Annotated in this window: 24 protein-coding genes and 1 riboswitch; of the genes, 4 read left to right on the top strand and 20 right to left on the bottom strand. The window is 58.8% G+C overall.

Annotated features, from left to right (window positions below):
* Window positions 1–7 precede the first annotated feature (7 nt).
* The 7 genes from BN1121_RS18055 to moaA form a co-directional block, all read right to left on the bottom strand.
* A complete protein-coding gene (locus BN1121_RS18055; protein WP_005359397.1) occupies window positions 8–466 on the bottom strand; it encodes a nitrate reductase cytochrome c-type subunit in 459 nt (152 codons plus the stop codon).
* The gene (gene napH / locus BN1121_RS18050) at window positions 463–1,347 is read right to left on the bottom strand and encodes a quinol dehydrogenase ferredoxin subunit NapH (protein ID WP_043598173.1); all 885 of its coding nucleotides are present in this window, start codon (window positions 1,345–1,347) and stop codon (window positions 463–465) included. Before napH ends, BN1121_RS18055 begins: the two co-directional genes overlap by 4 nt.
* Window positions 1,344–2,084, bottom strand: a complete 741-nt coding sequence (gene napG / locus BN1121_RS18045; RefSeq protein ID WP_005359395.1) for a ferredoxin-type protein NapG — start codon at window positions 2,082–2,084, stop codon at window positions 1,344–1,346. The genes napH and napG overlap by 4 nt, the downstream gene beginning before the upstream one ends.
* 3 nt (window positions 2,085–2,087) lie before the next feature.
* Entirely contained in the window at window positions 2,088–4,577 is a 2,490-nt protein-coding gene (napA, locus tag BN1121_RS18040; protein ID WP_005362799.1) for a nitrate reductase catalytic subunit NapA, read from the bottom strand.
* Window positions 4,574–4,852: a chaperone NapD gene (locus tag BN1121_RS18035; protein WP_005362801.1), complete on the bottom strand. Its 279-nt coding sequence runs from the start codon at window positions 4,850–4,852 to the stop codon at window positions 4,574–4,576. Before BN1121_RS18035 ends, napA begins: the two co-directional genes overlap by 4 nt.
* Window positions 4,842–5,354 (bottom strand): ferredoxin-type protein NapF, encoded by a 513-nt coding sequence (napF, locus tag BN1121_RS18030; protein WP_043158295.1) that lies wholly within the window; start codon window positions 5,352–5,354, stop codon window positions 4,842–4,844. The genes BN1121_RS18035 and napF overlap by 11 nt, the downstream gene beginning before the upstream one ends.
* A gap of 220 nt (window positions 5,355–5,574) precedes the next feature.
* On the bottom strand, window positions 5,575–6,555 hold the full coding sequence (gene moaA / locus BN1121_RS18025; protein WP_005362805.1) for a GTP 3',8-cyclase MoaA: 981 nt from the start codon (window positions 6,553–6,555) through the stop codon (window positions 5,575–5,577).
* A riboswitch (molybdenum cofactor riboswitch) is annotated at window positions 6,543–6,688 on the bottom strand. Its footprint overlaps the gene before it by 13 nt.
* A gap of 76 nt (window positions 6,689–6,764) precedes the next feature.
* On the opposite strand from moaA, the gene narQ reads away from it, so the two are divergent.
* From narQ to BN1121_RS18010, 3 genes are all read left to right on the top strand, one after another.
* Window positions 6,765–8,477 carry a nitrate/nitrite two-component system sensor histidine kinase NarQ gene (gene narQ / locus BN1121_RS18020; protein WP_005362807.1) on the top strand — a complete coding sequence of 571 codons (1,713 nt, stop codon included), beginning with the start codon at window positions 6,765–6,767 and terminating at the stop codon, window positions 8,475–8,477.
* Window positions 8,477–9,115: a two-component system response regulator NarL gene (gene narL, locus BN1121_RS18015; RefSeq protein ID WP_005362809.1), complete on the top strand. Its 639-nt coding sequence runs from the start codon at window positions 8,477–8,479 to the stop codon at window positions 9,113–9,115. The genes narQ and narL overlap by 1 nt, the downstream gene beginning before the upstream one ends.
* Window positions 9,116–9,220: 105 nt before the next feature.
* Window positions 9,221–9,796: an LON peptidase substrate-binding domain-containing protein gene (locus tag BN1121_RS18010; protein WP_005349853.1), complete on the top strand. Its 576-nt coding sequence runs from the start codon at window positions 9,221–9,223 to the stop codon at window positions 9,794–9,796.
* A gap of 209 nt (window positions 9,797–10,005) precedes the next feature.
* On the opposite strand, the gene BN1121_RS18005 is transcribed toward BN1121_RS18010, so the two are convergent.
* Both BN1121_RS18005 and BN1121_RS18000 read right to left on the bottom strand, forming a co-directional pair.
* The gene (locus BN1121_RS18005) at window positions 10,006–12,093 is read right to left on the bottom strand and encodes a hybrid sensor histidine kinase/response regulator (protein WP_043598171.1); all 2,088 of its coding nucleotides are present in this window, start codon (window positions 12,091–12,093) and stop codon (window positions 10,006–10,008) included.
* 13 nt (window positions 12,094–12,106) lie between these two features.
* Window positions 12,107–13,180 (bottom strand): FIST signal transduction protein, encoded by a 1,074-nt coding sequence (locus BN1121_RS18000; protein WP_005349854.1) that lies wholly within the window; start codon window positions 13,178–13,180, stop codon window positions 12,107–12,109.
* Window positions 13,181–13,363: 183 nt separating this feature from the next.
* Here BN1121_RS18000 and BN1121_RS17995 point away from each other — a divergent pair, with 183 nt between their 5' ends.
* Window positions 13,364–14,281 carry a gluconeogenesis factor YvcK family protein gene (locus BN1121_RS17995; RefSeq protein WP_005349855.1) on the top strand — a complete coding sequence of 306 codons (918 nt, stop codon included), beginning with the start codon at window positions 13,364–13,366 and terminating at the stop codon, window positions 14,279–14,281.
* Here BN1121_RS17995 and BN1121_RS17990 read toward each other — a convergent pair.
* The 11 genes from BN1121_RS17990 to cysC all read right to left on the bottom strand — a co-directional run bounded on the left by BN1121_RS17990 (window position 14,264) and on the right by cysC (window position 25,795).
* The gene (locus BN1121_RS17990; RefSeq protein ID WP_005349856.1) at window positions 14,264–14,605 is read right to left on the bottom strand and encodes an Hpt domain-containing protein; all 342 of its coding nucleotides are present in this window, start codon (window positions 14,603–14,605) and stop codon (window positions 14,264–14,266) included. The two genes, BN1121_RS17995 and BN1121_RS17990, sit on opposite strands and share 18 nt — an antisense overlap.
* Before the next feature lie 184 nt (window positions 14,606–14,789).
* On the bottom strand, window positions 14,790–15,551 hold the full coding sequence (locus tag BN1121_RS17985; RefSeq protein ID WP_005349857.1) for a Nif3-like dinuclear metal center hexameric protein: 762 nt from the start codon (window positions 15,549–15,551) through the stop codon (window positions 14,790–14,792).
* A 75-nt stretch (window positions 15,552–15,626) separates the two neighbouring features.
* On the bottom strand, window positions 15,627–16,970 hold the full coding sequence (locus tag BN1121_RS17980; protein ID WP_043598169.1) for a sigma-54-dependent transcriptional regulator: 1,344 nt from the start codon (window positions 16,968–16,970) through the stop codon (window positions 15,627–15,629).
* Window positions 16,967–17,998 carry a sensor histidine kinase gene (locus BN1121_RS17975; RefSeq protein ID WP_005349867.1) on the bottom strand — a complete coding sequence of 344 codons (1,032 nt, stop codon included), beginning with the start codon at window positions 17,996–17,998 and terminating at the stop codon, window positions 16,967–16,969. Before BN1121_RS17975 ends, BN1121_RS17980 begins: the two co-directional genes overlap by 4 nt.
* Window positions 17,999–18,104: 106 nt before the next feature.
* Window positions 18,105–19,520 carry a sigma-54 dependent transcriptional regulator gene (locus BN1121_RS17970; protein ID WP_005349870.1) on the bottom strand — a complete coding sequence of 472 codons (1,416 nt, stop codon included), beginning with the start codon at window positions 19,518–19,520 and terminating at the stop codon, window positions 18,105–18,107.
* Between the two features lie 139 nt (window positions 19,521–19,659).
* On the bottom strand, window positions 19,660–20,286 hold the full coding sequence (locus BN1121_RS17965) for a YceH family protein (protein WP_005349876.1): 627 nt from the start codon (window positions 20,284–20,286) through the stop codon (window positions 19,660–19,662).
* A gap of 132 nt (window positions 20,287–20,418) precedes the next feature.
* A complete protein-coding gene (locus BN1121_RS17960) occupies window positions 20,419–22,407 on the bottom strand; it encodes a polysaccharide biosynthesis protein (RefSeq protein WP_005349878.1) in 1,989 nt (662 codons plus the stop codon).
* The gene (locus BN1121_RS17955; protein ID WP_043157258.1) at window positions 22,404–23,429 is read right to left on the bottom strand and encodes an MraY family glycosyltransferase; all 1,026 of its coding nucleotides are present in this window, start codon (window positions 23,427–23,429) and stop codon (window positions 22,404–22,406) included. The genes BN1121_RS17960 and BN1121_RS17955 overlap by 4 nt, the downstream gene beginning before the upstream one ends.
* On the bottom strand, window positions 23,429–24,370 hold the full coding sequence (locus BN1121_RS17950; protein ID WP_005349883.1) for a UDP-glucose 4-epimerase family protein: 942 nt from the start codon (window positions 24,368–24,370) through the stop codon (window positions 23,429–23,431). The genes BN1121_RS17955 and BN1121_RS17950 overlap by 1 nt, the downstream gene beginning before the upstream one ends.
* A 13-nt stretch (window positions 24,371–24,383) precedes the next feature.
* Window positions 24,384–25,178 carry a glycosyltransferase family protein gene (locus BN1121_RS17945; protein ID WP_043157259.1) on the bottom strand — a complete coding sequence of 265 codons (795 nt, stop codon included), beginning with the start codon at window positions 25,176–25,178 and terminating at the stop codon, window positions 24,384–24,386.
* A 5-nt stretch (window positions 25,179–25,183) separates the two neighbouring features.
* A complete protein-coding gene (gene cysC / locus BN1121_RS19605; protein ID WP_081606404.1) occupies window positions 25,184–25,795 on the bottom strand; it encodes an adenylyl-sulfate kinase in 612 nt (203 codons plus the stop codon).
* Window positions 25,796–25,807: the final 12 nt, after the last annotated feature.

The raw sequence follows: 25,807 nt of genomic DNA, 5'->3' as shown, positions 1-25,807 counted from the left end.
TCGCTCCTTACTCCAGGGATTCGACCGGCTTGAAGGTGTTCTCCACCAGCGGCTTGGCATCGGCCTGGGGCACGTGGCACTGCTGACAGAAGTAACGACGCGGGGAGACTTCGCCGAGCGTCATGCCGTCACGGGTCTCGAAGTGGGTCGGGCTTATCTTGGGCGCCTTCATCTTGCTCGCATTCTTGAAGCTGTGGCAGGAGAGGCACTTGTTGACCTTGGTATCCACCTCGTAGTTGCGGACATCGTGCGGGATCAGCGGCGGCTGATGCATGTACTGACGATCGTACGGCTCGCCGTCCTTGCGATAGTTCTTGAAGGGAGCCGGGGTCGCCTCGCTCCCCAGATCCGTGGTCCCGCGCTCGGAACGAACACCGCCGGTGTCCGTGTTGAACTCGGGGGTTTCGGCGGCCATCAGGCCCCCCGCCAGCAGGCAGGCCAGCATTGCTCCAATCAGCTTTTTCATTGTTGTTTCTCCGACATGTTGTCTGCCTTCACGGCAAATCCTACCGAAATGGTAAACACCTGCTCCGCGCACACATCGATGCAGCGGCCACAGTTGAGGCACTCTTGTGCCGAGATGAGCGGCCCGTGCCCGCGTCTGGCGCCGTGCACCGGTCCCTTGAGGATCGGCCGCTCCGGGCAGACGGCATAACAGTCCATACAATTGCTGCAGCGGTCACGACCACTGGCAGAGATCTTGATAAACCCGACCCGGTTCACCAGCGCCCAGAAGGCCCCGACCGGGCAAAGATGACCACACCAGCCCCGCTCCACCACAAAGAGATCAAACAGGAAGAGGGCCAGCAAGAGACTCCACCCCGCGCCCATGCCAAACAGCAGGGCGCGCAGGGACAGCGGCACCGGATTGACCCACTCCCACACCAAAAGCCCGGTCGCCAACGGCAACAGCAACACCATGGCGAGCAGCCAGTAACGGGCCGAGCGAAAGAGGGTACCGCCGGCGCGAATCCCGAGGCGCATCCTGAGCCAGGCCGCCGCATCTGTGATGAGGTTGACCGGGCAGACCCAGGAGCAGAACACCCGCCCCCCGACCAGCCAGTAGCCCAGCAGCACGATGGCGCTGCCAAGCCACAAGGCCGTCAGCGGCCAGTGGCCGGCAGTCAGGCTTTGCAGCAACACCAGGGGATCGGCGAGCGGCACCCGATCCAGCAGCAAGGAGCTCGAAAGGTTCCCCTTAAGCACCCAGAGCCCAACGAGTGGCCCCAGCAGAAACAGGGCGATCACCCCCAGCTGGGTCAGGCGGCGCAGCAGCAGGAAGCGGTGGGCATGCCACCACCCCAGCTTCTCGCGCGCCTCGTGCCCGGGGATACGCACCTTGCTCATAGCCCCTCCGGTTTGCGCACGGGAAGGGTCAACTTGTCCCCGATGAGGGACTTGCCGGCCTTCTCCTTCTCTTCCCAGCCGAGCCGGTAGTGATGCCCCAGCTCTCCCTTGGCAAGCTGGCGCGGCAGCACCTTGATGGCCGCCTCTTCCAGCACGCAGGCGTGTTCACACTTGCCGCAGCCGGTACAGGCGTTGCTGTGCACAGTGGGCAGGAAGATGGCGTGCTTGCCAGTGCGCGCGTTGTGCTGCAGATCCAGGGTGATCGCCTTGTCGATCAGCGGGCAGACCCGGTAACAGACGTCGCAGCGCAGCCCGAGGGCATTGAGGCAGGTCTCGTGATCGATGAGCACGGCCACCCCCATGCGAGCGTCGTCAATCTCCGTCAGGGCAGGATCGAGCGCCCCGGTCGGACAGGCGACCACGCAGGGGATGTCGTCACACATCTCGCACGGCACCTGGCGCGCCGAGAACCAGGGGGTGCCCGTGGTCACCGGCTCGAACCAACGGGCCAGCTTCAGGGTGTCGTACGGACAAGCCTCGACACAGAGACCGCAGCGCACGCAGGCACCGAGGAACTCCCCCTCCACCAGGGCACCGGGGGGACGCAGGGCCTGGGCCGGCAACCCATCGGCCTGCTGGCGTGCCAGGGCCCCGAGGCCAAGGCCAAGCAGCCCCACCCCGCAGGCCCCTTTGGCCATCTCACCGATAAACTGTCGCCGGGTTACCGCTCTGCTCATGGCTTAGGCCTTCATCACCTTGACGGCGCACTTCTTGAAATCCGTCTCTTTCGAGAGGGGATCGGTGGCATCCAGGGTCAGCTTGTTGACCAGTTGGCTGGCATCGAAGAAGGGCATGAAGACCAGTCCCTTGGGCGGCTTGTTGCGCCCCCGAGTCTCGACGCGGGTCTTCACCTCACCGCGACGAGAGACTACCTTCACCTCGTCACCCCGGCGCAGATTACGCGCCTTGGCGTCGTCCGGGTGCATGAAGAGCACCGCATCGGGGAAGGCGCGATAGAGCTCGGGCACGCGACGGGTCATGGTGCCGGTGTGCCAGTGCTCGAGCACGCGACCGGTGGAGAGCCACAGATCAAACTCGGCATCCGGCTCCTCGGCGGCCGGCTCGAAGGGGAGCGCGAAGATCACCGCCTTGCCGTCGGGCTTACCGTAGAAACGCACCCCCTCCCCGGCCTTGACGTAGGGGTCGAACCCTTCGCGATAGCGCCACAGGGTCTCTTTGCCATCCACCACGGGCCAGCGCAGACCGCGGGCTTCATGATAGGTGTCGAAGGGGGCCAGATCGTGACCATGGCCGCGACCGAAGCTGGCATACTCTTCAAACAGCCCCTTCTGGACGTAGAAACCGAAGTGCTCGGCTTCATCGTTGAGGGGGCCCTTGCACTCCTCTTTCTTGAACTTGTTGATGGCACCGTTGGCATAGAGCACATCGAACAGGGTCTTGCCCTTGAGCTCGGGCATCTTGGCGATGAGATCGGCGGGCCACACCTCTTCCACGGTGAAACGCTTGGAAAACTCCATCAACTGCCACAGGTCAGACTTGGCTCCTTCCGGAGATTTCACCTGCTGGTACCAGAACTGGGTGCGGCGCTCGGCGTTACCATAGGCCCCCTCTTTCTCGACCCACATGGCGGTGGGCAGGATGAGGTCGGCCGCCTGGGCCGTCACGGTCGGATAGGGGTCGGAGACCACCACGAAGTTGCGCGGATCCCGGTAGCCAGGCAGACGCTCCTCGTTGATGTTGGGGCCGGCCTGCATGTTGTTGTTGCACATCACCCAGTAGGCGTTGAGCTTGCCGTCTTTGAGCATGCGATCTTGCAGCACGGCATGGAAACCGGGCTTGTCGGGGATGGTGCCATCGGGGATCTGCCAGATCTTCTCGGTCACGGCACGGTGCTTGGGATCGGTCACCACCATGTCCGCCGGCAGGCGGTGGGCAAAGGTACCGACTTCACGGGCGGTGCCGCACGCGGAGGGCTGGCCGGTCAGGGAGAAGGGACCGTTGCCCGGCTCGGAGATCTTGCCGGTGAGCAGGTGGATGTTGTAGCAGAGGTTGTTGGCCCAGACACCGCGGGTGTGCTGGTTAAAACCCATGGTCCAGTAGGAGACCACCTTCTTGGTAGGATCGGCATAGACTTGGGCCAGCTTCTCGAGCTTGTCCACCGGCACGCCGGAGATCTTGGAGACCTTCTCGGCGTCGTAGTCGGCCACAAACTTGGCGAACTCCTCGAACGTCATGGGGGTCGCGTCGCCGCTGTCGGGGTTCTTGGCCTTCTGCTGTAAGGGGTGGGTCGGGCGCAGGCCATAGCCGATGTCGGTGACCCCCTTCTTGAATACGGCGTGCTGACTGACGAACGCCTTGTTCACCTTGTCGTTCTGGATGATGTAGTTGGCGATGTAGTTGAGGATCGCCAGATCGGCCTGCGGGGTGAAGATCATCGGGTTGTCGGCCAGCTCGAAGCTGCGGTGCTCGAAGGTCGAGAGCACGTGGACCTGAACATCGGGCTTGGAGAGACGGCGATCCGAGATACGCGACCAGAGGATGGGGTGCATCTCGGCCATGTTGGAGCCCCACAGCACGAAGGCGTCGGCCTGCTCGATGTCGTCGTAGCAGCCCATGGGCTCGTCCATGCCGAAGGTACGCATGAAGCCGACCACGGCCGAGGCCATGCAGTGACGGGCGTTCGGATCGATGTTGTTGGAGCGAAAACCGGCCTTGAACAGCTTGGCCGCCGCGTACCCTTCCCACACGGTCCACTGGCCGGAGCCAAACATGCCGACGGCGGTGGGCCCCTTCTCTTTCAGGGTCGCCTTGAACTTCTCGGCCATGATATCGAAGGCCTGATCCCAGCTGATGGGGGCAAACTCACCCTCTTTGTCGAACTGGCCGTTCTTCATCCGCAGCAGCGGTTGAGTGAGGCGATCTTCCCCGTACATGATCTTGGAGAGGAAGTAACCCTTGATGCAGTTGAGACCGCGGTTAACCGGGGCATCCGGATCGCCCTGGGTCGCCACCACGCGTCCCTCCTGGGTACCCACCAGTACAGAGCAGCCGGTACCGCAGAAGCGGCAGGGGGCCTTGTCCCAGTGAATGGCAGTCTTCTGCGTACTGGTGATCAGGTTGGCCGCCAGAGAGGGGGCACTGATCCCGGCCGCAGCGGCGGCAGCTGCCACCGCATTAGCCTTCATAAAGTCACGTCGGCTCAGCTTCATGACAGGTCCTCACATTGTTTTTGTTCGTCGAATTGATGGTAGATCAGCGCCGCCGAGATGACGGACGGTACGGCATTGATCCGGTCAATGGCTTCGATGATCTGGCGCTGCCGGCCCCCCTCCAGGGTCACCACCAGCTTGCCTTCGTCGCTCACGGCGTGTACCTCGGCCCCCTCGATCAAGGCCACCGCCGCTGCCACCTCGTGGCGTTTGGCGGGCTGGGTCAACACCAGCAGACTGGAGACGTGGTACTCCCCACTCTCTTCATGCTTCATGGGATGCGTCCTCACTGTCAGTCACCCTGATGGCCTGTACCGGGCAGGCGCTCACACAGGCGCCACAACCGGTGCAGTCGGCCGTTGTCAGGATGGGAACGGGTATGCCTCGCGGGGCGGGGCTGAAACGGATGGCGCGTGGTTCGCAAGAGTCCTGGCAGGCTTGGCAGAAGACCTGGCCGAAGGCCAGACACCCCTCACCGATCCGGGCCACCAGCTGCCAGGGCGTTTGCTCACGGGGAAGAAACAGGGGCTCAGAGCAGGCATCGGCACAAGCGCCGCAAAAGGTGCACTCGCCATGGGAGAAGTTGAGTGTGGGAAAGCCGCCGTCCCCCTGCACTATGATCCCCTCGGGACAGGCAGAGAGGCAGTCACCACAGCGACTGCAGCCGGCCACGAAATCGCTCCATGGTCTTGACCATGGCAGGGGTAGCGCCTTCGCCGGTTTGCGTAATCGACCGCGCAGCAGTGCGCGGCGAGCCGGATCGACTCCCTGTGACATGCGTGTTCCTCTCTCGCTCCAGAACGCCATTCTAAGGATGGCTAAATGTGCTTTAAGATGCACATTTTGTTGTTGTGGCTATAGTGCAGGCGCGAGAAAAGAGCACATATACCACCAGGGGGATAAATCCGGGTGGTTATTGCGTTAGATCAAAAAGTTACCTGTGCGGCCCAGAGAGGGGCCGCGATGACAATACCAATAAATGACTATTTGGCGTGGCTTATCCGCCCAGCGAAGCCAGATGGGGTGTGGTGCCGCTGTCACCTTGATGCAGCCGGTGTGTCGCCAGCTTATGACCCAGTGCCTGTTGCACCCGAGCCATCAGGGCTTCACGCTGATCATCCGCCGCCAGCAGATCCCGAAGCACGACCCCCTCATCGCCGAACAGGCACAGATGCAGCTTGCCATGGGAAGAGACCCGCAGGCGATTGCATCCGGCGCAGAAGTCCTTGCTGTAGGGCATGATGAGGCCGATACCGCCCCGGTAGTCTGGGTGAGTGAAGACCTGTGCGGGCCCGGCATCGAGAGCCCGCAGCTGCTGCACCCAGCCTCCGTCGAGCAACTGCCCCTTGAGCACCTCGCCACTGGCGTGGTGACGGGTGAAGAGATCATCCATCTCGCCGGTCTGCATCAGCTCGATAAAACGCAGCTCGATGGGTAGATCCTTGATCCAGGTGAGGAAGGTGGTGAGCTCGCTGTCGTTAAGCCCCTTGAGGAGCACCGCATTGACCTTGACCCGCTCAAAGCCTGCGGCCAACGCCGCATCGATGCCGGCCATTACTTCGGCGAGCTTGTCTTCCCCCGTGATACGGTGAAACTGACGGGCATCGAGGCTGTCAACGCTCACGTTGAGGCTGGTCAGGCCCGCCTCACGCCACTCGGCAACCCGCTCCTTGAGACGATAGCCGTTGGTGGTCATGGCGACCTGGGTGATCCCCGGCGTCTGCGCCACCGTCCGAATGATATCGGTAAAGTCACGACGCAAAGAGGGCTCTCCCCCGGTCAGGCGCACCTTGCGCGTTCCCATGGCCGCGAAGGCACGGGTCACCCTGCCGATCTCATCGAGGGTCAGAAAGTGGTTGCGTCCCTGGGGTTGATAACCGTCGGGCAGGCAATAGGTGCAACGGAAGTTGCACACCTCGGTGACCGACAGGCGCAAATAGTGAAAGCGACGGGCATGGCCGTCCACAAGCAGCGACATAAACACCTTTCCAAATACGGGAGACCAGGGCATTTCTTTCCTGACCCTTAACACGCCGGCAACCCGGGTGTTCGGCCGGCCTCCCCTATCCAGACAAGGACTTAGGCAAGACGGCTTCGGAGTTCAATAGTGTGCCGATGCTAGCACAAGATGGGTTACTATGCCCACGTTACCAAAGGGGTATTTCTTGAATGTGGTTGCTATTTCCGATGAAAACCTGGTTCGAAGTGCGCTCGGTGAGCAGCGCCATCGGCCGCTCCATGCTGCTGATCCTCTTCATGGCGAGCCTCATCGCGGTCGTGGCCATGGTCACCCTCTTCTATTCAGTCCCCGACGCCAAGGCCATCAACCTCTCGGGCTCCCTGCGCATGCAGGCCTACCGAATGGCCTATGAGATCTCCAAGGACCAGCCGGTCTACTCGCGCCTCGCCCAATTTGAACAGACCCTGCATGCCGGCGAGTTGCAGGAAACCCAGCGCTGGATAACGCCGGCCTCGCTGCGCCGCACCTACAGCCGCGTCCTGGACGAATGGCAGATGATGCGCCTGCACATCGAAAATGACACCCCTGAGCGTTACTCGGCCAATACCGAGCGGTTTGTCTCGGCCATCGACGACTTCGTCAACGAGATGCAGTATCACGTGGAGTTCAAGGTGCGGATGCTGGCGCTGGCCGAGGGGCTGGGACTGCTCGCCATCATAGTGATCGCCTGGTTCACGGTGCGCTTCACCCGCAGGCAGGTGGTGGCGCCCCTCAACCAGTTGGTGGCCTGCGCCCGCCAGATAGAGCAGCGCAACTTCCACCTCTACTTGCCACCACGCTGGCCCAACGAGCTGGGCGAGCTGTCGGGCGCCTTTGCCACCATGGCGAGCGAGCTCGACAAGCTCTATCGGGATCTCGAGGGCAAGGTGGAAGAGAAGACCGCCAAGTTGCAACAGGCCAACGATACCCTCTCGTTTCTCTACAGCACAGCCCAGAAGTTGCACGAGGCGCCCCTGAGCAGCCACACCCTGGCCAAGCTACTGGACCGGGCCGCCGCCCACCAGCGTATCGCCCATATTCGTCTCACCCGTTTCGAGCGCAATGCCATGCCGGTCTACATCACGGGTCGCACCGGCTGGCCGGGGGATATCGACGGGGTCGAGCACTTCCTCTTGCAGATGGACGAGCAGGAGTATGGTCGGCTCGATCTCATCAGCGACTTCCCTATCGATCAGCGGCTGATGAAGAACTTCGCCATGCTATTGGCCCAGGTGGTGCACAAGGATCAGTCTCTGCTGCAACACCAGCGACTGCTGCTGATGGAGGAGCGCGCCGTCATCGCCCGCGAACTGCACGACTCCCTGGCACAGGCCCTCTCCTACCTCAAGATCCAGGCCACTCTGCTCAAGCGCTCTTTTGCCAAGGGGCAGACCCAGAAGGCCGAGCAGGCGATGCAGCAGATCGATGAGGGGCTCGGCAACGCCTATACCCAGCTGCGGGAGCTGCTGGGCACCTTCCGCCTCACCATAGGGGATTTGGATCTGGGCGAGGCCATTGCCGTGATGCTCGAGCAGCTCAAGCCCCAGACCCAGGCTCGCATCGAACTCGACTACCGCCTGTCGAGCAACGATCTCGAGGCCGGCCAGCACATTCACATATTGCAGCTCATTCGTGAGGCAGTTCTCAATGCGATCAAACACGCCAATGCCCAGGTGATTGATGTTAGGTGCGAAACCCTCTCCGATGGTACTATCCAGGTTCAAGTGACCGATGACGGAGTGGGCATAGGCTCATCCAGATCCGCTGTAAATCACTACGGTCTGAGCATCATGAACGAGCGGGCTAGCAAGCTGCATGGACAGCTGAGCATCAGTGATCGCACTCCCCAAGGAACCTGTGTGCACCTTATTTTTCCCGTTTTGCAGACAAGAGAACCCTGATGGACGATTTCAACTATTCCATTCTGGTCGTAGATGACCATCCCCTGATGCGCAAAGGGATTGTGCAGCTGCTCTCACTGGAAGAGAACTTCGAGGTGACCGGCGAGGCGGCCAACGGCGCCGACGCCATCGCCATGGCTCGTGAATCTGAGCCGGACCTGATCCTGCTCGATCTCAATATGAAAGGGCTCTCCGGTCTCGATACCCTTCGTGCCCTTCGTGCCGAAGAGATCACCTCCCGGGTGGTGATCCTCACCGTCTCCGACTCACGCCAGGATGTGGTGGCCCTGCTCAAGGCCGGTGCCGACGGCTATCTGCTCAAGGACACAGAGCCCGAGCTCCTGCTGGCGCAGCTCGAGGAGGTGATGAGTGGCAAGCAGATCCTGAGCGAGCCCCTGCGCCCCTACCTGGAGAACCTCTATGAGACTGACCACCTGCAGGAGAAACTGGAGAGCCTGACGCGTCGCGAAATGCAAATCCTTCGCGAAATTGCAAAGGGACTCTCCAACAAACAGGTCGCCTCTGTCCTCCACATTTCGGAAGGTACGGTCAAGGTGCACGTGAAGAGTCTCCTGAAGAAACTCGAGGCCCAGAGCCGTGTTGAGGCGGCTGTAATGTATCTCGAGCAGCGCCAATAAGCACCCTCACAGAGCGATAAGACGGGCCTTGTGCCCGTTTTTTATTTCTTGGCACGCCAGCTGCAAAGTCCTGTTTGACACAGCTTCAGACAGGGAGACCGCATCATGGCACAACAATCTATCGCCCTCTTCCCCCTGCCCTCGCACATACTGCCGGGGGGGAAACTTCCGCTGCGGCTGTTCGAGCCGAATCATATCGAGATGCTCAAGGAGTCTCTGATAGACGATCGCGGCTTTGGCATAGTGATGGAAGAGAACACGGCTACCGGCCTCTCCGGTCGCATCTTACCGGTGGGCACCAGGGTGAAGGTGATCGACTTCTACACCCTCAACGATGGCCTGCTCGGTGTGACTGTGCTTGGACTGGAGCGCTTTAGCATCCATCAGCTGCACACCGACGAGCGTGGGATCAAGCGCGCTCAGGTCGAGCCGCTGCCCAACTGGCCGAGACTCACCTCAGATAACAGCGACGAGGTCTTGGTCACCCGGCTGCAAGACATCTTTGCCCAGTATCCCGAGCTCGATGAACTCTATCCCGAGAAACGCTACGAGGATGCTGCCTGGATTTGCCAGCGCTGGTTGGAGCTGCTGCCGATGCCGGTGCAAGAGAAACAGGGACTCATCGCCAAGCAAAACAGCGATGCCGCCAGACAGTTCTTGCACAAGCTCATCACGCCCTGACGAGCAATGCAAAATGCAATTATCGCATTTTGCGACGTAAGAATTTCGCAATATGCAACGATTCGCTCATAAAAACGACAAAACAACGGGAAAATACAAGAGAAAAAGTTGGCACGACTTTTTCATATAGTAGGAACAACCCGATTTATCCCGTGCTCTCTTCAGTTATGCTGAAGAATTGGTCAACCTGATTCAGGTTGACCTTTTTTTTATCCGCCTGAGCCGGGAAAGTAGGCATCGATACAGTGCCGCAGCTGAGAGAGGCTGATGGGTTTGGCCAGGAAATGATCCATACCGGCGGCAAGGCAGGCGGACCTGTCGTCAGACATGGCATTGGCCGTCAGGGCGACGATGACGCCGTCATACCCCAAGCGACGCAGCCGACGTGTGGCCTCAAGCCCGTCCATCTGTGGCATCCGCATATCCATGAAGATGAGATCGGGCCTCACCAAGGCGACCTGCTCCAGGGCCGCCACCCCGCTATCGCACAGGCGCACCCCGGCAACCAGTCTCTGCAACATCAGAGAGACCACCAGTTGGTTAACCCTATTATCCTCAACCACCAGGATATCGAGCGGGCGTATCGGCCCGTCGGGTTCAGGCTCACTGGCGTGATGCTCGCACGGCAGCGCCAGGCCGGGCAGTTCGAACCAAAAACGGCTTCCCTGGCCAAGGGTACTCAGCACACCGATCTCCCCCCCCATCTGGTGTACCAGACGTTTGCAAATGGCCAACCCCAATCCCGCCCCTGCATAACTGCGTGAGGCCGAGTTGTCCCCTTGCACGAACGGCTCAAACAGTCGCTCGACTTGCGACTCCTCGATACCGATCCCGCTGTCTTCCACCGCCACACAGAGGCGCTCACGGCGCCAATCCAGCGTGATAGCAATCTCTCCTCGCTCGGTAAACTTCAGGGCATTACCCACCAGGTTACCGATGAGTTGGGAGATCCGCACCGGATCGCCGAACAGATGCTCTGGTACCGCAGGGGCGACGGTGAGGGTAATGGCGACCCCCTTCTCCTCCCCCTGGCGATAGAAGGAGGCCAGGTTGAGCTGGCAAAGGGCTCGAATGTCCATCTCCTCACAGTGGATCTGTAAGGTACCCGACTCGATCTTGGAGAGATCGAGGACATCATCGATGATGGTCTGCAGCAACTTGGCCGAGTGGGTCGCATGGCCCAACAAGGCGCGCTGATCCCCCCCCAGAGGGGCGCTTTGCAACAAGTCCAGCATCCCCAGCACGGCATTCATGGGAGAGCGTATCTCGTGGGTCATCATGGCCAGAAAACGCGACTTGGCAAGGCTCGCCGCCTGCGCCGAATCACGCGCCGCCGCCAGCTCCAGCTCGCGGCGGATCTGGGGACTGATATCCCTGGCCGTTCCTCGATAACCAACGAATCGACCGGCCTCATCGAAACCCGGTGCGGCGTTGATCTCCAGCCAGACCAGCCCCTCTTTGCGCCGCAGGGCGGCCCGCAGGCCACGCACCGGCTCGAGACGTCCCAGCAGCTGATGATAATCCGGCTCCCCTTCATGGGGGATCAGGGGCAACTCCAGCAGACTCATTCCCACCAGGTTTTGGCTCAAGGCCGCCTCTTTCTGATCCGGGGTCGAGATATAGCGCAGCCGATGCTCGGCATCACACTCCCAGAACCAGTCCGACGCCATGCCCGCAAAGCTGCGAAAACGCGCCTTGCTCAGTTGCAACGCCTGGGTTTTTAGCCTGACCTGATCCTGCAAGCGGCTGCGATACGCGATATTGACCAGCGCCTGGGAGATGAGCGGCCGGCACCGCTGCAAGGCAGCCTTACTCTTGAGATCGAGCGCCCCCTGGCGGCTGTGGCGACAGAGCAGCAGCCCCTCAAAGCCCGGCACAGTGAGACCGGTCACCAGGACACTGCGCCATCTGGCGTCATGCGCAACGGGAAGGAAATCCGGTAGCAGGGCAGGTTCATAGAGCACCAGGGTCTCCCCTGCCAAGGCGCGCTCAAAGGCGCGCCCCAAGGGCCAACAGGTTGGCGTATGGTCACCCTGTGAGCTGAAGATAGGAGTGCAGACGCTCGGCCCCACAGTAAGCACTGTGGCCGCCTCAAACCCGATGAAAGGCTGCAAGGCTCCGATAAGACCGGCCAGCACGGCATCCAGATCTTGTGCATCCGCCAGCGCGGCAACCCCCTTGAGCAGGGTATCGGACTCACTACGATAGTGGGATTCCCGCTCTTGAGTGCGTGCCAACTCAGCCAGGGTCGCCTGTAATCGCTCCCCCAGCATTTCCAATGAATCGTGATGGGTCATCCGCTCCTCGGTTTCACGCGCCGCGGCAAAAAATCACACTCGAGATCATGAGATTCCCGTGTACCAACTCCCCTTGAGGCATACGCCCCTGCTCACCGAAGGTAAAGGGGATAAGATAAGGTACTCCTTCGAGGCGCTGATTGTAATGACCGATGATCTCGTCTATACGGCTAGCCAGGGCATAGCGGTAACCGGCACAGAAGATGATAAGAGCACCGATAGGATGCAGCTTCTCGGGCATGCCATATTCAGGCTCGATACGGGCGGCCAACAGACTGCGCTCGAGGACTCCGGATTCGCTCCCCTGCATCAAAACCAGGCGCTCCCCTTCACTGACGTCGGTAAAGAGGCGCAAGCCGCGCCGCGCCGTCACCGACTCGGGGTGCGAGAGCTTGAAACAGGGCATGCCGTAGACGTTACCGGTGAGCCGAGCCAGTGGGAAAAAGGTGGTCTCATGCAGTACAGGCCCCTCGGGTAGGGTATTGCCGACCCACTCGCCGTACACCTCGGCGGCTGGACGCTGGTCCAGCGCGATGATCTCGCGTCCTTCGACGCGAGTGGCGATGGCGGAGTGCTCTGTGGGGCGATAGCCGGCATGAAACTGGAAGACCAGCTCACAGTTGGGATAAAACACCGCCAGCACACTCCCTTCGGTCAGGGTCTGCCGCTGCCAGAAAAGACGCCAGTGACCCTGCAGGTGATCATCCGCCGCAGAGCCACCGATCACGGGAACCGCTCCGCCAAGCTCCTCATCCAGCTCGGCCAGCAGCGCCTCCTCGCCCCCCGGAGTCGTGTGAAGCAGCACCATCTGGGGCAACTCGCCGGGGCGATCGCAGGCCGCCATGGCTTGGCGCAGCCACATCCGCACATCCCCTTCGGTGTGACTGCCTCCGGCAACCCCGTAGGCCCCTTGCTCGTCATAGATGGCCGCCAGCGCGACCGGCACCTCATCCAGTGAGACGGTGCGCACCGCTTGGCAAGAGCTACATCCTATCAACGGGCTCTCGGGAAAGACCTCGTTCAGGGTCCTTCGCAGCACCTCGGCATCATAACGCTCGGCAAAGTAGAGGATCAGTAAGGAAGGCATCGCCGCACTATGGGCCAAAAGTTGCTCGATGAGGTGCTGTGCAGCCGCGATAGAGCAGTCTCGATTTGATTGCGCGGTAAAATAATCCACAATAAACCCCTCAAGCACAAACGCTTGAACTAGCAAGAATTATTCCATGTACACCCAATTATTCGCTTATCTCCCTGAGCAGAGAGGAGTCCGATGCCAATTGACGCGCTGACACAGGTTAAACAGGTGGTTGCCCTCGGTGGGGGTCACGGCATGGGCCGTGTGCTCTCGGCCCTCTCCTTCCTCGGGCCCCGCCTCACCGGAATTGTCACCACCACTGACAATGGCGGCTCGACCGGGCGCCTTCGCAAGAGCCAGTCCTGCATCGCCTGGGGAGATCTGCGTAACTGTCTCAACCAACTGGTTACCAACCCCAGCACGGGCAGCCTGCTCTTCGAGTACCGCTTCGCGGGTAACGGGGAGCTGGCCGGACACAACCTGGGCAACCTGATGCTACTGGCACTGGATAACCTTTGCGTGCGTCCTCTCGACGCCATCGAGCTCATCAGCGACATGCTGCACATCGAGCCCAAGTTACTCCCCATGTCGGAGCACCCGACCGATCTCTGTGCCCGTACCCCCTGTGGCAACCACATCATCGGCGAGGTATCGGTGGATCAACTCGACACCCCTCCTCACTCCCTATTTCTGCATCCCCCGGTGCCCGCCATTGCCGAGGCCCTCGAGGCGATCCAGCGGGCAGAGCTGATCCTGCTTGGCCCCGGGAGTTTTTTCACCTCCATCATGCCACCCCTGCTGATGCCCGAGCTGGCCGGCGCCATAGAGCGGAGCCGTGCACCGCTGCTTTTTATCACCAATCTGGTCGATGAAGCCGGCCCAGCGGGTCAGCTGGATCTGGAAGCCCAGTGCCACTGGCTGGAGTCGCAGCTCGGCCGGGGACGTCTCGATGCCGTACTGGCGCCACCGGGAAGCCGACGTGGCGCCTGGCCCGGCACTGTGATCGAGACCGAGCTCGGCGAGAGCGCCCTCCCCCATCGCCATGACAGGGAAAAGCTCAGAGTCGCCCTCGAGCAGTGGCTACAGGCGTTACCGTCAGGCCGCCATCTCTGACAACTGAGCCAACACCTCGGCCAGGGAGTGTTCGAGTGCCGTGACATCGCCCTTGAGGGCCGCAGCAGGCTCACCGTTTCGGCACCGCAGCTCAATCTGCGCTGCCTGCTGCTGGCTGAGCTCGGCGCCATAACTGCCACACGACGACTTGATGCTGTGCGCCAGACGCCCCAATGCCACCACCTCTTCTGCAGCCAATAGCGGCCCCAGCTGATTACGCTGCTGGCCAACCTCGTCGAGAAAGACCCGGATCACGACGGGCAGCATATCGCTGCCGATATCCCGCTCTAATTGTTGCAGCGTCCCGCGATTAAGCAGTTCCATTCACGCCCCCCCTGCCATGAGTGTGAGCCAGGTCAAACTAATGCCATCGGCTCGCCAGAAAACCACAACACACATATACACAAAAGAAACAATTCAATAACATACACCGCAACAACTGATGTAATCCCTTTGCCTCTATGGCTGCTGCGAAGAACCAGGGTAGTATTTCTACCCTGGTATTTTTTTATACCGGATTATCGACATCAACAAAGATAACATCGAGTCCGTGGGCCTGCTTAAGCCACTCGCCCAATGCCTGGATCCCATAACGCTCGGTGGCATGATGCCCCGCCGCGAAGAAGTGTATTCCCATCTCACGCGCCGTATGCACCGTCTGCTCTGACGCCTCTCCCGTGATAAACGCATCAACCCCTTGTTCGGCGGCCTGCGCGATATAGCTCTGACCGCCGCCGGTGCAGATTGCGATGGAGCGAATGAGCTCGGGCCCACTGTCGCCCACATGCAAAACGCCGCGCCCCAGAGCTGCCTCGACCCGACGGGCGAAGCGCTCACCACTCACCGGCTCTTCCAGTTTGCCGACCATGGCCACACTCTTGCTGTTCCAAGGCTCCAGGCCGCGGCGCAGGGTGATCCCGAGCAACTTGGCCAGCTGGGCGTTATTACCGAGTTCGGGATGAATATCGAGGGGAAGGTGGTAGGCATAGAGATTGATATCGTGGGTGAGCAGCGTCTTGATGCGGCGCTGTTTCATCCCCTTGAGTACCGCCGGCTCACCGCTCCAGAAGTAACCGTGGTGGACCAGGATGGCATCGGCCTCCAGCTCGACGGCGCGATCGATAAGGGCCTGGCAGGCAGTCACCCCGGTGACCACACGCCGAATACGTGCACGCCCCTCAACTTGCAGCCCATTGGGGCAGTAATCCTTGATGGCATGGGCCTCAAGGAGCTGGTTAAGGAGGTTTTCGAGTTTGTTGTTACTGATCATCATGACTCCCCGGGCCCGGCCGCAGCCGAGCCCCTTGATTGAGAGAGCCATGATAAATCAGGGAGACGGGGGGAGCTAGGCTGGCAACTCGATCCCGGCATCACGCATCTTGGCCAACTTGTAGCGCAAGGTTCGAGGACTGATCCCCAGTTTCTCGGCCACCGCTTTACGGCTCCCTTGACACTGGTTGAGGGTATCGAGAATGATCTGGTGCTCCTGCTGCTTGAGCTCATTGCCGAGCTTCTCCAGACCCGGTTGCCGCTCTCTGAACGACTCGTCCTGACCGCCCATCTCCTCCTCTTCGAGGATAAGGTCCCCTTCGCGGACCCACTCGCCATCACAGAGGATCAACGCCCGCTGGATCACATTGGCCAGCTCGCGTACGTTGCCGGGCCAACCATATTCGAGCAGTAACTCGGCGGCGGCAGGCTCGATGGCAGGCAGCGCCAACCCCTGCTCGGCAGAATAGAGGGTGAGCAGGTGCTCGGCCAACGGCAGGATATCGCCGGGACGCTCGCACAGGGCGCTCCAGCGCAGCGGGAAGACATTGAGGCGATAGTAGAGATCCTCGCGAAACGTTCCCTCCTGAACCGCGCGTTTAAGATCCCGGTTACTGGTGGCGAGCACCCGCACGTCGAGGGGGATCACCTTGCGACTGCCCAGACGCTCGACCTCTTTCTCCTGCAAGACACGCAGCAACTTGGCCTGCAGCCCCAGATCCATCTCGGTAATTTCGTCGAGCAGCAAGGTTCCCCCCTGAGCCTGCTCGAACTTGCCCGGGCACCCCTGCACCGCGCCGGTAAAGGCCCCCTTCTCATAACCAAAGAGGGTCGCCTCCAGCATATTTTCGGGGATGGCCGCACAGTTGATGGCGATAAAGGGCTGATCGGCGCGGCTGGATTGGTCGTGGATATAGCGGGCCAGCACCTCCTTGCCGGCGCCGCTCGGCCCCGAGATCATCACGGTCGCATCGCTGCGCGCCACTCGAGCGGCAAGCTGAAAGAGCTCGACACTGCGCACATCCCCACAAACGACGGTGCGTTTCTCGACGCGCTGGGCCGGAACGTAACGGCTCACCTGATTGAGCAGCACCTCGGGCGAGAATGGTTTGGCCAGGTAGTCGATCGCCCCTTCCCGCATGGCGCGCACCGCGCCATCGATATTGGCGTAAGCCGTCATGAGTAACACCGGCGTCTGGGGATATTGCTGACGGATGGTCTGCAACAGGGTGAGCCCATCCATGCCGCCCATCTGAATGTCGGAGATCACCATGTCGAAGGATTGACGCGAGAGCATCACCAGCGCCTGCTCGCCGCTGTCGGCCTCACGGCATTCATACCCACCCAGGAGCAAGGTATCCACCAGCGCCTCGCGCAGGCCTCCATCATCTTCCACAACTAAAATGCGTGCCTGGCTCATGCCACACCTCCAAGACGACCGACTGCACTCTCATGCAGTGGCAAAGACAGGGTAAAACAACTCCCCTCACCGGGAACCGACGCGACGCTCACCTCGCCCTGATGGGAACGCACCACGGATTGCACGACCGCCAGCCCCAGGCCAGTTCCCTGGCTGCGGGTGGTATAAAAGGGTTCGAAGATCCGGGCCTGCTGCTCGGCAGTAATGCCCCGACCGTTATCGATGATGCGCAGCTCCAACCGATTGCCACGCGGCGCCGTCGTCACCAGGATCCGGGTTGCCCCCGCCTGTTGGCCGTTGGCGATGAGGTTATTAATAGCCCCGACCAGCGCATTGCTGTTTGCCATCAGCATCAGCGCCCCCTGAGGGGCCTGGATCTGCAGCTCACAGCCGTGTTGCTCGCAATACGCCTCGGCCGCCGACGCCACCTGGGTCAGCAGCTCATCGAGCGACAATGCGCACACGACCTGGCTCTCACCACTGCGCGCAAACAACAAGATATCGTTGATCTGCTTTTCGAGATCCTGCAGTCGATCCATCAACTTCTGCTGAAACTGGCTGCGTGATTCGGGTTTAAGGGTGCGATTGCCGAGGTTGGCGGCATAGAGCATGGCCGCCGACAGCGGTGTTCTGATTTGATGGGCCAGAGAAGCCGCCATATTGCCGAGGGCAGAGAGGCGCTTCATATGGTTGAGCCTGTCTTGCAGGCGACGGGTTTCGGTCAGATCGTTAATAAAGATGAGCTGACCGGGTTGATCCTGAAGAGGCTGGGTAGAGAGCTGGACCCGGCGACCATCGCGCAAGGAGATCTCATGGCCATCGTCCTCCTGGGGCTGGAAACAGCGCAGGATCACCTGGCGCCACAGCTCGCCCTCCAGAGGCTCTCCCAACAGCCCCACGGCGGCCGGGTTGGCACGACGAATGACCCCACCGGCGTCCAGCACCAAGACACCGGTCGGCAGGGCGGCAAAGATGGCATCGAGCTGGCGATAGGCCGGGGTCACATCAGTGTGGGTCTGCATGGTCATAAACCTGACTCAAGATTCAACATGAGCAGGTTTATTCAATTACCATGCCAAACAGACAATTCGAATGAAATCAATAGGTTGATAAGGTTCTGTCAAGAGTTTGACCCTATCCTTCCTTCGTCATCCCATATTTCTTCATCTTCTCGACCAGGGTGGTACGACGCATGCCCAGCATATCGGCAGCCCGTGCCACGACCCCGTCCTGTGACTCCAGCGCCTGGCGGATCAACTCGATCTCCAGCTCGGCGAGCATCTCCTTGAGATTGATCCCCTCCTGCGGCAGCTGCATCGGATTGGGTGCCGCTGTCGGCTCGAGCACGGGAGTATCTTGAAAGACCGAGGCCAACGCCTCTCTCTCTTCCCAATCGCTCGGCTCAGGGCTCGCCACGTCACAGGGAAGCAGGCGATAGCGGGAGGGTAGATCGGCCACATCGACGATGCGATTGGGATAGAGGATCAGCAGCCGCTCGATGAGGTTGGAGAGCTCACGCACGTTGCCGGGCCAATGGTATTGCATCAAAGATTCCGTGGCGCGCTGAGTGAGGCGGATCCAAGCCTTATGCTGCTCGATATGACGGGCCAGCAGCTCTTGCAACAGCAACGGAATGTCATCGACCCGCTCGCGCAGCGGCGGCGTTTCGATGGGGAAGACGTTGAGACGGTAATAGAGATCCTCGCGAAACGCCTGTTGGCGGATCATCGCCTCCAGATCCCTGTGAGTCGCCGCGATTACCCGCACGTCGGCGTCGATCACCTTACCTCCACCCACGCGCTCGTATTGACGCTCTTGCAACACCCGCAGCAGCTTCACCTGCATCGGCATGGGCATGTCCCCTATCTCGTCGAGAAAGAGGGTCCCCCCCTGAGCCAACTCGAAGCGGCCGCGACGTGCGGCAATAGCGCCGGTAAAGGCCCCCTTCTCGTGGCCGAAGAGTTCACTCTCGAGCAGCTCGGCAGGAATGGCGCCACAGTTGATAGGAACAAAGGGTCCCTTGGCGCGCGCAGACAACTCGTGGATGGCACGGGCAACCACCTCCTTGCCAGTGCCCGACTCACCGAGGATCAACACGTTGGCTTCGGTCTCGGCCACCTGGCCGATGAGACGACGCACCTCCTGGATCCCCTTCCCCTTGCCCACCAGCAAGCGGAGCAGCGTCTGCCCCTTATCGTGCTGCTGCACCCTGGGATGAAATGAGGCAAAAGCCTGGAAGAAATGGAGCACGCGGGTCAGCGACTCGTAATCGAAGGGCGTCTCCAGGGTACCGATAAAATTGCGCTGCTCCCCCTGCCCCGGCAGGAGCGAAAGAAACGGCAGCCTGGGGTAACGCTCCAACAAGGCGCTCAGGGTATGGGTCTTGAGCTCTCCAAGGATGATCCCCTGTACCGGCGCCGCCTCGATGGCGACCTCCAGATCCTCCTCGTCGACCTGCTGCCAGGCAACCCCCATAAACGTGAGCAGACCGGACAACTGACGACAGCGCTCGGCGCTCTCGTCGACGATTAAGATAGAAAGGTCCAGCATGATTGATTCATCCTTCCGGTGAGCGCTACGACAACATCTGCCGGAAGTCTAATCGCTCGGGATCGCCTGAACAAGAGCGCAACGCCAAATTAATGACAGTGACGGCAAAAAATAAGCCCCTCAATAGGGGCTTATTAACTTATTGATGAGATTGAAAATTTGCGATGACCTGCTGCAACCTTGTGATCTCCTCGCGCAGGGTGGCGTTCTCTGCCTCCAGCTCGGCCAGGCGATCTGTCGCGGGCTCAGCGGCCACATCCGGCGCCCCGCTGAAGAGATGCTGATAGCGGGACTCACGCTTGCCGGGTTCACGCGGCAGTTTCTGCACATAGGGGCCACGCTCAATCAGCGCCTGTAGCACCGCCTCTACCTGGGTCACCTCATCAAACTCGCACAGACGCGCCGTACGAGAGCGCAGCTCACCCGGGGTCTGGGCACCACGCAGCAGCAGCTCGCACACCACCCCCAGCTCACGGGGAGAAAACTTCAGATCACCAAACTCGGTATTACAGAAACGATGCTGATAACGAGCCACTCTGGCACTAAAGTTGGCGACATTGCTCACCAGACGGCGAGCAATCAGGAGATCGAGCGCCGACTGTACCTCTCGTTCGCTGAGGGAAAGCACGGGATCGCGGTTGCTCTTCTGATTGCAGGCATTGACCAGCGCATTGAGTGAGAGAGGATATTGATCCGGGGTCGAGACCTCCTTTTCGATCAGGCAGCCAATGATGCGGGCTTCGAGCGGGCTGAGCAAAGGTTCCATGCATGTTTTCCTTTTAAAAACCTGCTCTTATCCTAGTGGCACCGATGTGCAGACACCATACTGGACCCACAAATTTGCGACCCATCCCCGTCGAAGCCGGCGTGATTGCCGCGTTTTCAATCAACCCAGCGCCTAATTACGGGATTGGAGAAACTGAATGTTGTGTGTCGGCAGCTGCACGACATTATTCGACTGGTGTTGATGTTGCTGCTTGGCCAACCAAACCAAGTCGCAGATACCATCCGTCGGCTCAAACGCCGTAGGAGCATTCATCAGCAGCTCTCGAACCTGTTGATGGTCAAAGGCATGGCAGGCATCATCCAATGCTGCCAATACGGGCCGCAACAGTGTCCAGGGGAGCCAGCGCTCTTGCGCCATCATGATCCTGGGGTGCTCGGTGCCTTGAGCATCATCACCAATCAGTAACTCTTCGTAGAGCTTCTCCCCTGGCCGTAACCCCGTCACTTCAATAGCAATATCCCCATCCGGATGCTGCTCATCACGCAGGGCCAAGCCACTGAGTCGAATCATCCGTTTGGCGAGCTCAATAATTTTGACCGGCTGCCCCATATCCAGCACAAACACTTCTCCACCAGAGCCCATGGAGCCCGCTTGCAGCACCAATTGCGCCGCTTCCGGTATGGTCATGAAGTAACGGATGATCTCTGGATGAGTCAGGGTGATTGGCCCCCCCTTCCTGATCTGCTGCCTGAAGAGCGGCACCACCGAGCCTGAAGAGCCCAACACATTGCCAAAGCGAACCATGCAGAAACGGGTGTTGTGTTTCTCACGGGTCAGCGCCTGTAAAATCAGCTCGGCCAACCGCTTGCTCGCCCCCATGGTATTGGTCGGCCGGACCGCTTTGTCAGTCGAGATCAATACAAAGGTTTCAACCCCGGCATCGATGGCCGCCTGAGCCGCATAGAGAGTACCAAATACGTTATTACGGACCCCTTCGATGATATTGAACTCGACGAGTGGTACATGCTTGTAGGCCGCAGCGTGGTAGACCGTATCAATGTTAAAACTCTGCATCACAGTTTTAAGGCGATGCTGTCGCTGCACGGAGCCGAGCAAGGGAACCAGCTCGGTGTCGAGCCCCTCTCTTTTGCACTGCTCGCGCAAGTTTTTATGCAGCTGATACAGCGCAAACTCCGACAGCTCAAACAACACCAGTCTGGTGGGGTGACAGCGCAAGATCTGACGGCACAGCTCAGAACCAATCGAACCGCCAGCCCCCGTCACCATGACCATCTTGCCTTTGATATTTGCCTCGAGCAGATGCCTTACGGGATCGACTGGCTCTCGGCCCAGCAGATCCTCGATAGAGACCTCTTTGAGCTGATCGATGGTGGCAGATCCATTCACCAGATCGGCCATCCCGGGTATAGAAAGGACCTCACATTCCAATTCTTCGAGACCCTGGATGACTTCCTGTCTACGAGCACGGCCACAGCTCGGCATGGCGAGCAGAATCTTTTGTACCCCATGCTCATGGATTAGGGTGGGCAACAACCGGCTGCTGTATACGGCACACCCCTGGATAACACATCCCTGCTTGGCCGGATCATCATCGACAAAGGCAACAGGATAAAACTCACTGCCTTGATGTAGCGCAACCTGCAACTGGCGCCCGGAAGCGCCTGCGCCATAGATCAGCACCTGAGTGCGAGCAAGGCGGGTCGTATTAAGCAGTGCGCGGAAAAACAGTCGCACCCCACCCACCTGCAACACGAGGAAAGAGAGATAGATAACAGAGACGGTTCTGGGTAGAAAGAGATCGAAATAGAATGCAGAAACCACAAAGAAACAGGTCGAAAGGGCAGCACCAAGCGATATAGTCCAGAGTACGCGAAAACTCACATAACGTAATACTGCCCGATAAAGTCCTAGACGAATAAAGACTGCGATGCTCACCACTATGATGGCCGCTAGCAGCGTCCAGTGATGGGGGCTCGTGATTGGCCACTCCTGTTCGAGACGAATCCAGAATGCCCCCCAGAAGCTGATTGAAATAAGCAGCATATCGACAAGAACCGATACCATCCTCTTGCTGGTACGCGAAAGCGAACTCAGACATGTGACTAATTGATTGCTGCCAGGAAATGCGCCCTGCTTCATTCTGGTACTCCTGCATTCAGGTGGTAAGCCAAGGCGCCCAGAGGCAAGTAAGCAATGACCAAGCCAATGAGTCCGTCGAGATAGCCACCAATAATCATGGCTGCTATCGGGGCCAACCAGAAACTATTTATAAGAAGCACGATTAGCGTCACAATTCGGTGACTGCCCATACGCCTCGCCGCATATTGATAGCCATGGGTACGGTGTGCCTCACTTAAACGACAGTGATGACGAAAGCGATTGAACAGGGTCCAGGTCGCATCCACCACAAATATCCCCAACATCACCAACCATGCCCACAGATAATGCGGTTGCTGGCCCGCATCTAGTAGCATCAGGGTAGCCAGTGTCAGGCCCAGGAAGCCGCTCCCCCCATCGCCCATAAAAATGCGGGCAGGAGGAAAATTCCAGCACAGAAAACCAGCCACTGCGGCACACAGCAGCAGGGCCAAAGCACCGGAGTCCCATACGCCAGAATCCAGATAATGAAAGAGGGCCATGAAAAGACACACGACGGCGGCTTCCCCTGCGGCCAGACCGTCGATTCCATCCATGAAGTTATAGAGATTGACCATCCAGATGGCCCCAACCCAGGCCAGCAGATAACCACCCCAGGAAAGATCAAGGTCCATGCCTAATAGGGTGACCACCGGGAGACCACTTGCGGCCCAGACCACACCGGCCCCCGCCGCCCCCTGCACCAACAGGCGCGTCGAAGCCCTAAGAGAGATGTGGTCGTCGATAAATCCAACCACGGCGATGCCGAACGCGGCTAGCCATAACACGATGAGCTTCTGGAAAGGCAAGGCGCTCACACTCGGAAGAAACGCGATCAACAGGGGCGCACCGAGCAAGAAGGTGGCGACAATCGCCATCCCTCCCCCTCTCGGAGTCGGGACCTGATGCGAGCTACGATGATTTGGGTGATCAAGCAGACGAGTCAGGGCATAGCGTCTCAATAAACCGGTACAAAAGACAGACAGCAACAACGTCACAATCAGCACAGAAAGGAGTAACAGCATCAACAGGACTCAGTATGAGATGAAGCCATCGAAGATAGGGTCTCGGTGATGGTATATGGTGCATGCCATTGTAACTGCCGCCGGGCCTTACGGGTATCCATTTCCAACGAGCCAAAGAGGCGCTGAAGCTTTGCATCCAACCCGCATGCTTTGCCCAAAACCCTGATAATGGTAGGAGGGATATAGAAGAGGCGTGCCGATTTGCCGTGTGCCAAGGCAATCTCACCGAGCAAGGTTGACGTTGAATACGGCTTCGGATCCGCCACGAGAAAGACCTGATTCGCTGCGCCAGGATGTGTCAAAACCCGAGCCACGAAATCACACAGGTTCGGCAACCCCAGTAGGCTGCGGGCATTGTCCACCCGAGCAAACGGCAAAGGAATACCCTTTAGAACCCACTTCACCATGCTAGCAAAGTTGGCCTTCACCCCAGCACCATAGATAAGAGGAGGCCGAATGATAGTCACCTCCATTTGACTCTCATTTGCCAGCGCCAACAGGCCGAGTTCGGCCTCATATTTGGAACGACCATAGGGGTCAATAGGTGAAGACACTATCTGTTCTGTAAAGGGCTTGCCCGGCTCGGTCGATTCGCCATTCACCTTGATCGTACTGATAAAAATGAAACGTTTGACGCCAGACTTCGCCGCCTGCCTGGCCAAGTTCAAGGTACCCAACGTATTCACCGCGCGAAAAGCAGACAAGGGATCAGCATCGCACTCAGACATCACATGCACCCGTGCGGCGCAATGCACAATGACATCCATACCTTGCAACGACGTTGCCCAATTTGCATTCTCACTCAACGCAGGGGAAACGACTTGATAAGAGGTCATGGGTTCACCACGAACGGCGCCTTTCACATTGAAACCAAGCTCAATAAGATGCTCGCACACTGCCTTGCCAACAAACCCATTGGCTCCTGAGACCAACACATTCATGCCATTATTCTCATTACCACCAACGCCAACCGTGGATATTATAGAAGGTCACCATGGAGCGCCCGAACATCCTGATATGCCGCAATCCCTTACGAGATGCATGCCCGCCATGATGAACTACCTTGACCTGTGGAACATACGCAATTCTGCTTAACTTGCCTGCTCGAAGACTAATATCAAAATCTTCAAAATAGAGAAAAAACCGGGAATCAAAGCCCTTTAATTTATGCAAGACATCCGAACGAAACAACATAAAACAGCCGCTGACAATGAGAGGATCCCACAGCACATCCTGGCCATTGAGCTGATCGGACATCTCATACCTGGATAACCGACCATTAAATGCTCTTTTGATCCGTCGAGGTGCAAACCCACGCAGAATAAGATCCAACACGGTTGGATAACGCTTGCACAGACGCTGAACAACGCCCCCATCCCATGTCGCATAGGGGGTAAGCAAACCACATTTAGGGTGTTTTTCCATGAAGACGATAGCATTTTTCAGCGCATCTTCGGCAATTTCTATATCCGGATTCAAAATCAGATGATAGTCATCACCGTGCCCTAACGAAAGATTATGGGCAGCACCAAAGCCGGCATTCTTCCCAGACAGCACCAACTCGAATGAGCCATGCCAAAATTGATTGACCCAGGCTTGGCTAAGTCGCTCAGATACTCGCTGCGAGTTGTCTATCAGTTTCAGACTCGCGCTAATTCCAGCCCATTCAACTGCCTTATGCAACGAGACAAGCGTTCGGGATAACAGTTCCAAATCTGGATGATAAGTCACTAAAGAAATTGTCAACATTTTACTCATGCACCAGCAGGACCGGTTCCGATCCATCCCTTGTTCACCAGAAACGTAACGATCTCTTGAGCACAGGCATCTGCACTCAGATTGACAGTATTGACAATGACGTCGGGGTTATTAGGGACATCATAGTTGGAATCTATACCGGTGAAATTTTTAATGGCCCCATCCCTTGCCTTGCGATATAGCCCTTTTGGATCACGAGCCTCGCACGCGGACAGCGATGCATCGACGTAAATCTCGATCATTCGCTCGCCCAAGCGGGCTTTTGCTAAAGTACGATCCTCTGCAAAAGGAGATATAAACGCGGTTTGCACAAGTAAACCTGCATCCGACATCAACGATGCAACCTCAATAACACGCCGAATGTTTTCTACACGGTCAGCATCACTGAAGCCAAGATCTCCATTGAGGCCATGGCGAACATTATCACCATCAAGTAAAAAACTGTGACACCCCATCTTGTACAACTTTTCATCGACCAAGTTGGCAATCGTCGATTTTCCTGAACCGCTCAACCCTGTGTACCACAATACGGCTGGCCGCTGATGCTTTTGTGCCGCACGCTGAGCTGCCGTTATCTTATGATGATGCCATGTAAGATCATTGCTCATAGAAAACCCTGC

It is taken from the genome of Aeromonas diversa CDC 2478-85 (assembly GCF_000819805.1).
GTDB classification, from domain to species: Bacteria; Pseudomonadota; Gammaproteobacteria; order Enterobacterales; family Aeromonadaceae; genus Aeromonas; species Aeromonas diversa.
This window is presented reverse-complemented; position numbering and strand designations above follow the sequence as displayed.

What these genes read in the sequence shown, in the direction of transcription:
- BN1121_RS18055 (WP_005359397.1), bottom strand. Translation starts at nt 466, where the DNA reads ATGAAAAAGCTGATTGGAGCAATGCTGGCCTGCCTGCTGGCGGGGGGC.
- napH (WP_043598173.1), bottom strand. Translation starts at nt 1,347, where the DNA reads ATGAGCAAGGTGCGTATCCCCGGGCACGAGGCGCGCGAGAAGCTGGGG.
- napG (WP_005359395.1), bottom strand. Translation starts at nt 2,084, where the DNA reads ATGAGCAGAGCGGTAACCCGGCGACAGTTTATCGGTGAGATGGCCAAA.
- napA (WP_005362799.1), bottom strand. Translation starts at nt 4,577, where the DNA reads ATGAAGCTGAGCCGACGTGACTTTATGAAGGCTAATGCGGTGGCAGCT.
- BN1121_RS18035 (WP_005362801.1), bottom strand. Translation starts at nt 4,852, where the DNA reads ATGAAGCATGAAGAGAGTGGGGAGTACCACGTCTCCAGTCTGCTGGTG.
- napF (WP_043158295.1), bottom strand. Translation starts at nt 5,354, where the DNA reads ATGTCACAGGGAGTCGATCCGGCTCGCCGCGCACTGCTGCGCGGTCGA.
- moaA (WP_005362805.1), bottom strand. Translation starts at nt 6,555, where the DNA reads ATGTCGCTGCTTGTGGACGGCCATGCCCGTCGCTTTCACTATTTGCGC.
- narQ (WP_005362807.1), top strand. Translation starts at nt 6,765, where the DNA reads ATGAAAACCTGGTTCGAAGTGCGCTCGGTGAGCAGCGCCATCGGCCGC.
- narL (WP_005362809.1), top strand. Translation starts at nt 8,477, where the DNA reads ATGGACGATTTCAACTATTCCATTCTGGTCGTAGATGACCATCCCCTG.
- BN1121_RS18010 (WP_005349853.1), top strand. Translation starts at nt 9,221, where the DNA reads ATGGCACAACAATCTATCGCCCTCTTCCCCCTGCCCTCGCACATACTG.
- BN1121_RS18005 (WP_043598171.1), bottom strand. Translation starts at nt 12,093, where the DNA reads ATGACCCATCACGATTCATTGGAAATGCTGGGGGAGCGATTACAGGCG.
- BN1121_RS18000 (WP_005349854.1), bottom strand. Translation starts at nt 13,180, where the DNA reads ATGCCTTCCTTACTGATCCTCTACTTTGCCGAGCGTTATGATGCCGAG.
- BN1121_RS17995 (WP_005349855.1), top strand. Translation starts at nt 13,364, where the DNA reads ATGCCAATTGACGCGCTGACACAGGTTAAACAGGTGGTTGCCCTCGGT.
- BN1121_RS17990 (WP_005349856.1), bottom strand. Translation starts at nt 14,605, where the DNA reads ATGGAACTGCTTAATCGCGGGACGCTGCAACAATTAGAGCGGGATATC.
- BN1121_RS17985 (WP_005349857.1), bottom strand. Translation starts at nt 15,551, where the DNA reads ATGATCAGTAACAACAAACTCGAAAACCTCCTTAACCAGCTCCTTGAG.
- BN1121_RS17980 (WP_043598169.1), bottom strand. Translation starts at nt 16,970, where the DNA reads ATGAGCCAGGCACGCATTTTAGTTGTGGAAGATGATGGAGGCCTGCGC.
- BN1121_RS17975 (WP_005349867.1), bottom strand. Translation starts at nt 17,998, where the DNA reads ATGACCATGCAGACCCACACTGATGTGACCCCGGCCTATCGCCAGCTC.
- BN1121_RS17970 (WP_005349870.1), bottom strand. Translation starts at nt 19,520, where the DNA reads ATGCTGGACCTTTCTATCTTAATCGTCGACGAGAGCGCCGAGCGCTGT.
- BN1121_RS17965 (WP_005349876.1), bottom strand. Translation starts at nt 20,286, where the DNA reads ATGGAACCTTTGCTCAGCCCGCTCGAAGCCCGCATCATTGGCTGCCTG.
- BN1121_RS17960 (WP_005349878.1), bottom strand. Translation starts at nt 22,407, where the DNA reads ATGAAGCAGGGCGCATTTCCTGGCAGCAATCAATTAGTCACATGTCTG.
- BN1121_RS17955 (WP_043157258.1), bottom strand. Translation starts at nt 23,429, where the DNA reads ATGCTGTTACTCCTTTCTGTGCTGATTGTGACGTTGTTGCTGTCTGTC.
- BN1121_RS17950 (WP_005349883.1), bottom strand. Translation starts at nt 24,370, where the DNA reads ATGAATGTGTTGGTCTCAGGAGCCAATGGGTTTGTTGGCAAGGCAGTG.
- BN1121_RS17945 (WP_043157259.1), bottom strand. Translation starts at nt 25,178, where the DNA reads ATGTTGACAATTTCTTTAGTGACTTATCATCCAGATTTGGAACTGTTA.
- cysC (WP_081606404.1), bottom strand. Translation starts at nt 25,795, where the DNA reads ATGAGCAATGATCTTACATGGCATCATCATAAGATAACGGCAGCTCAG.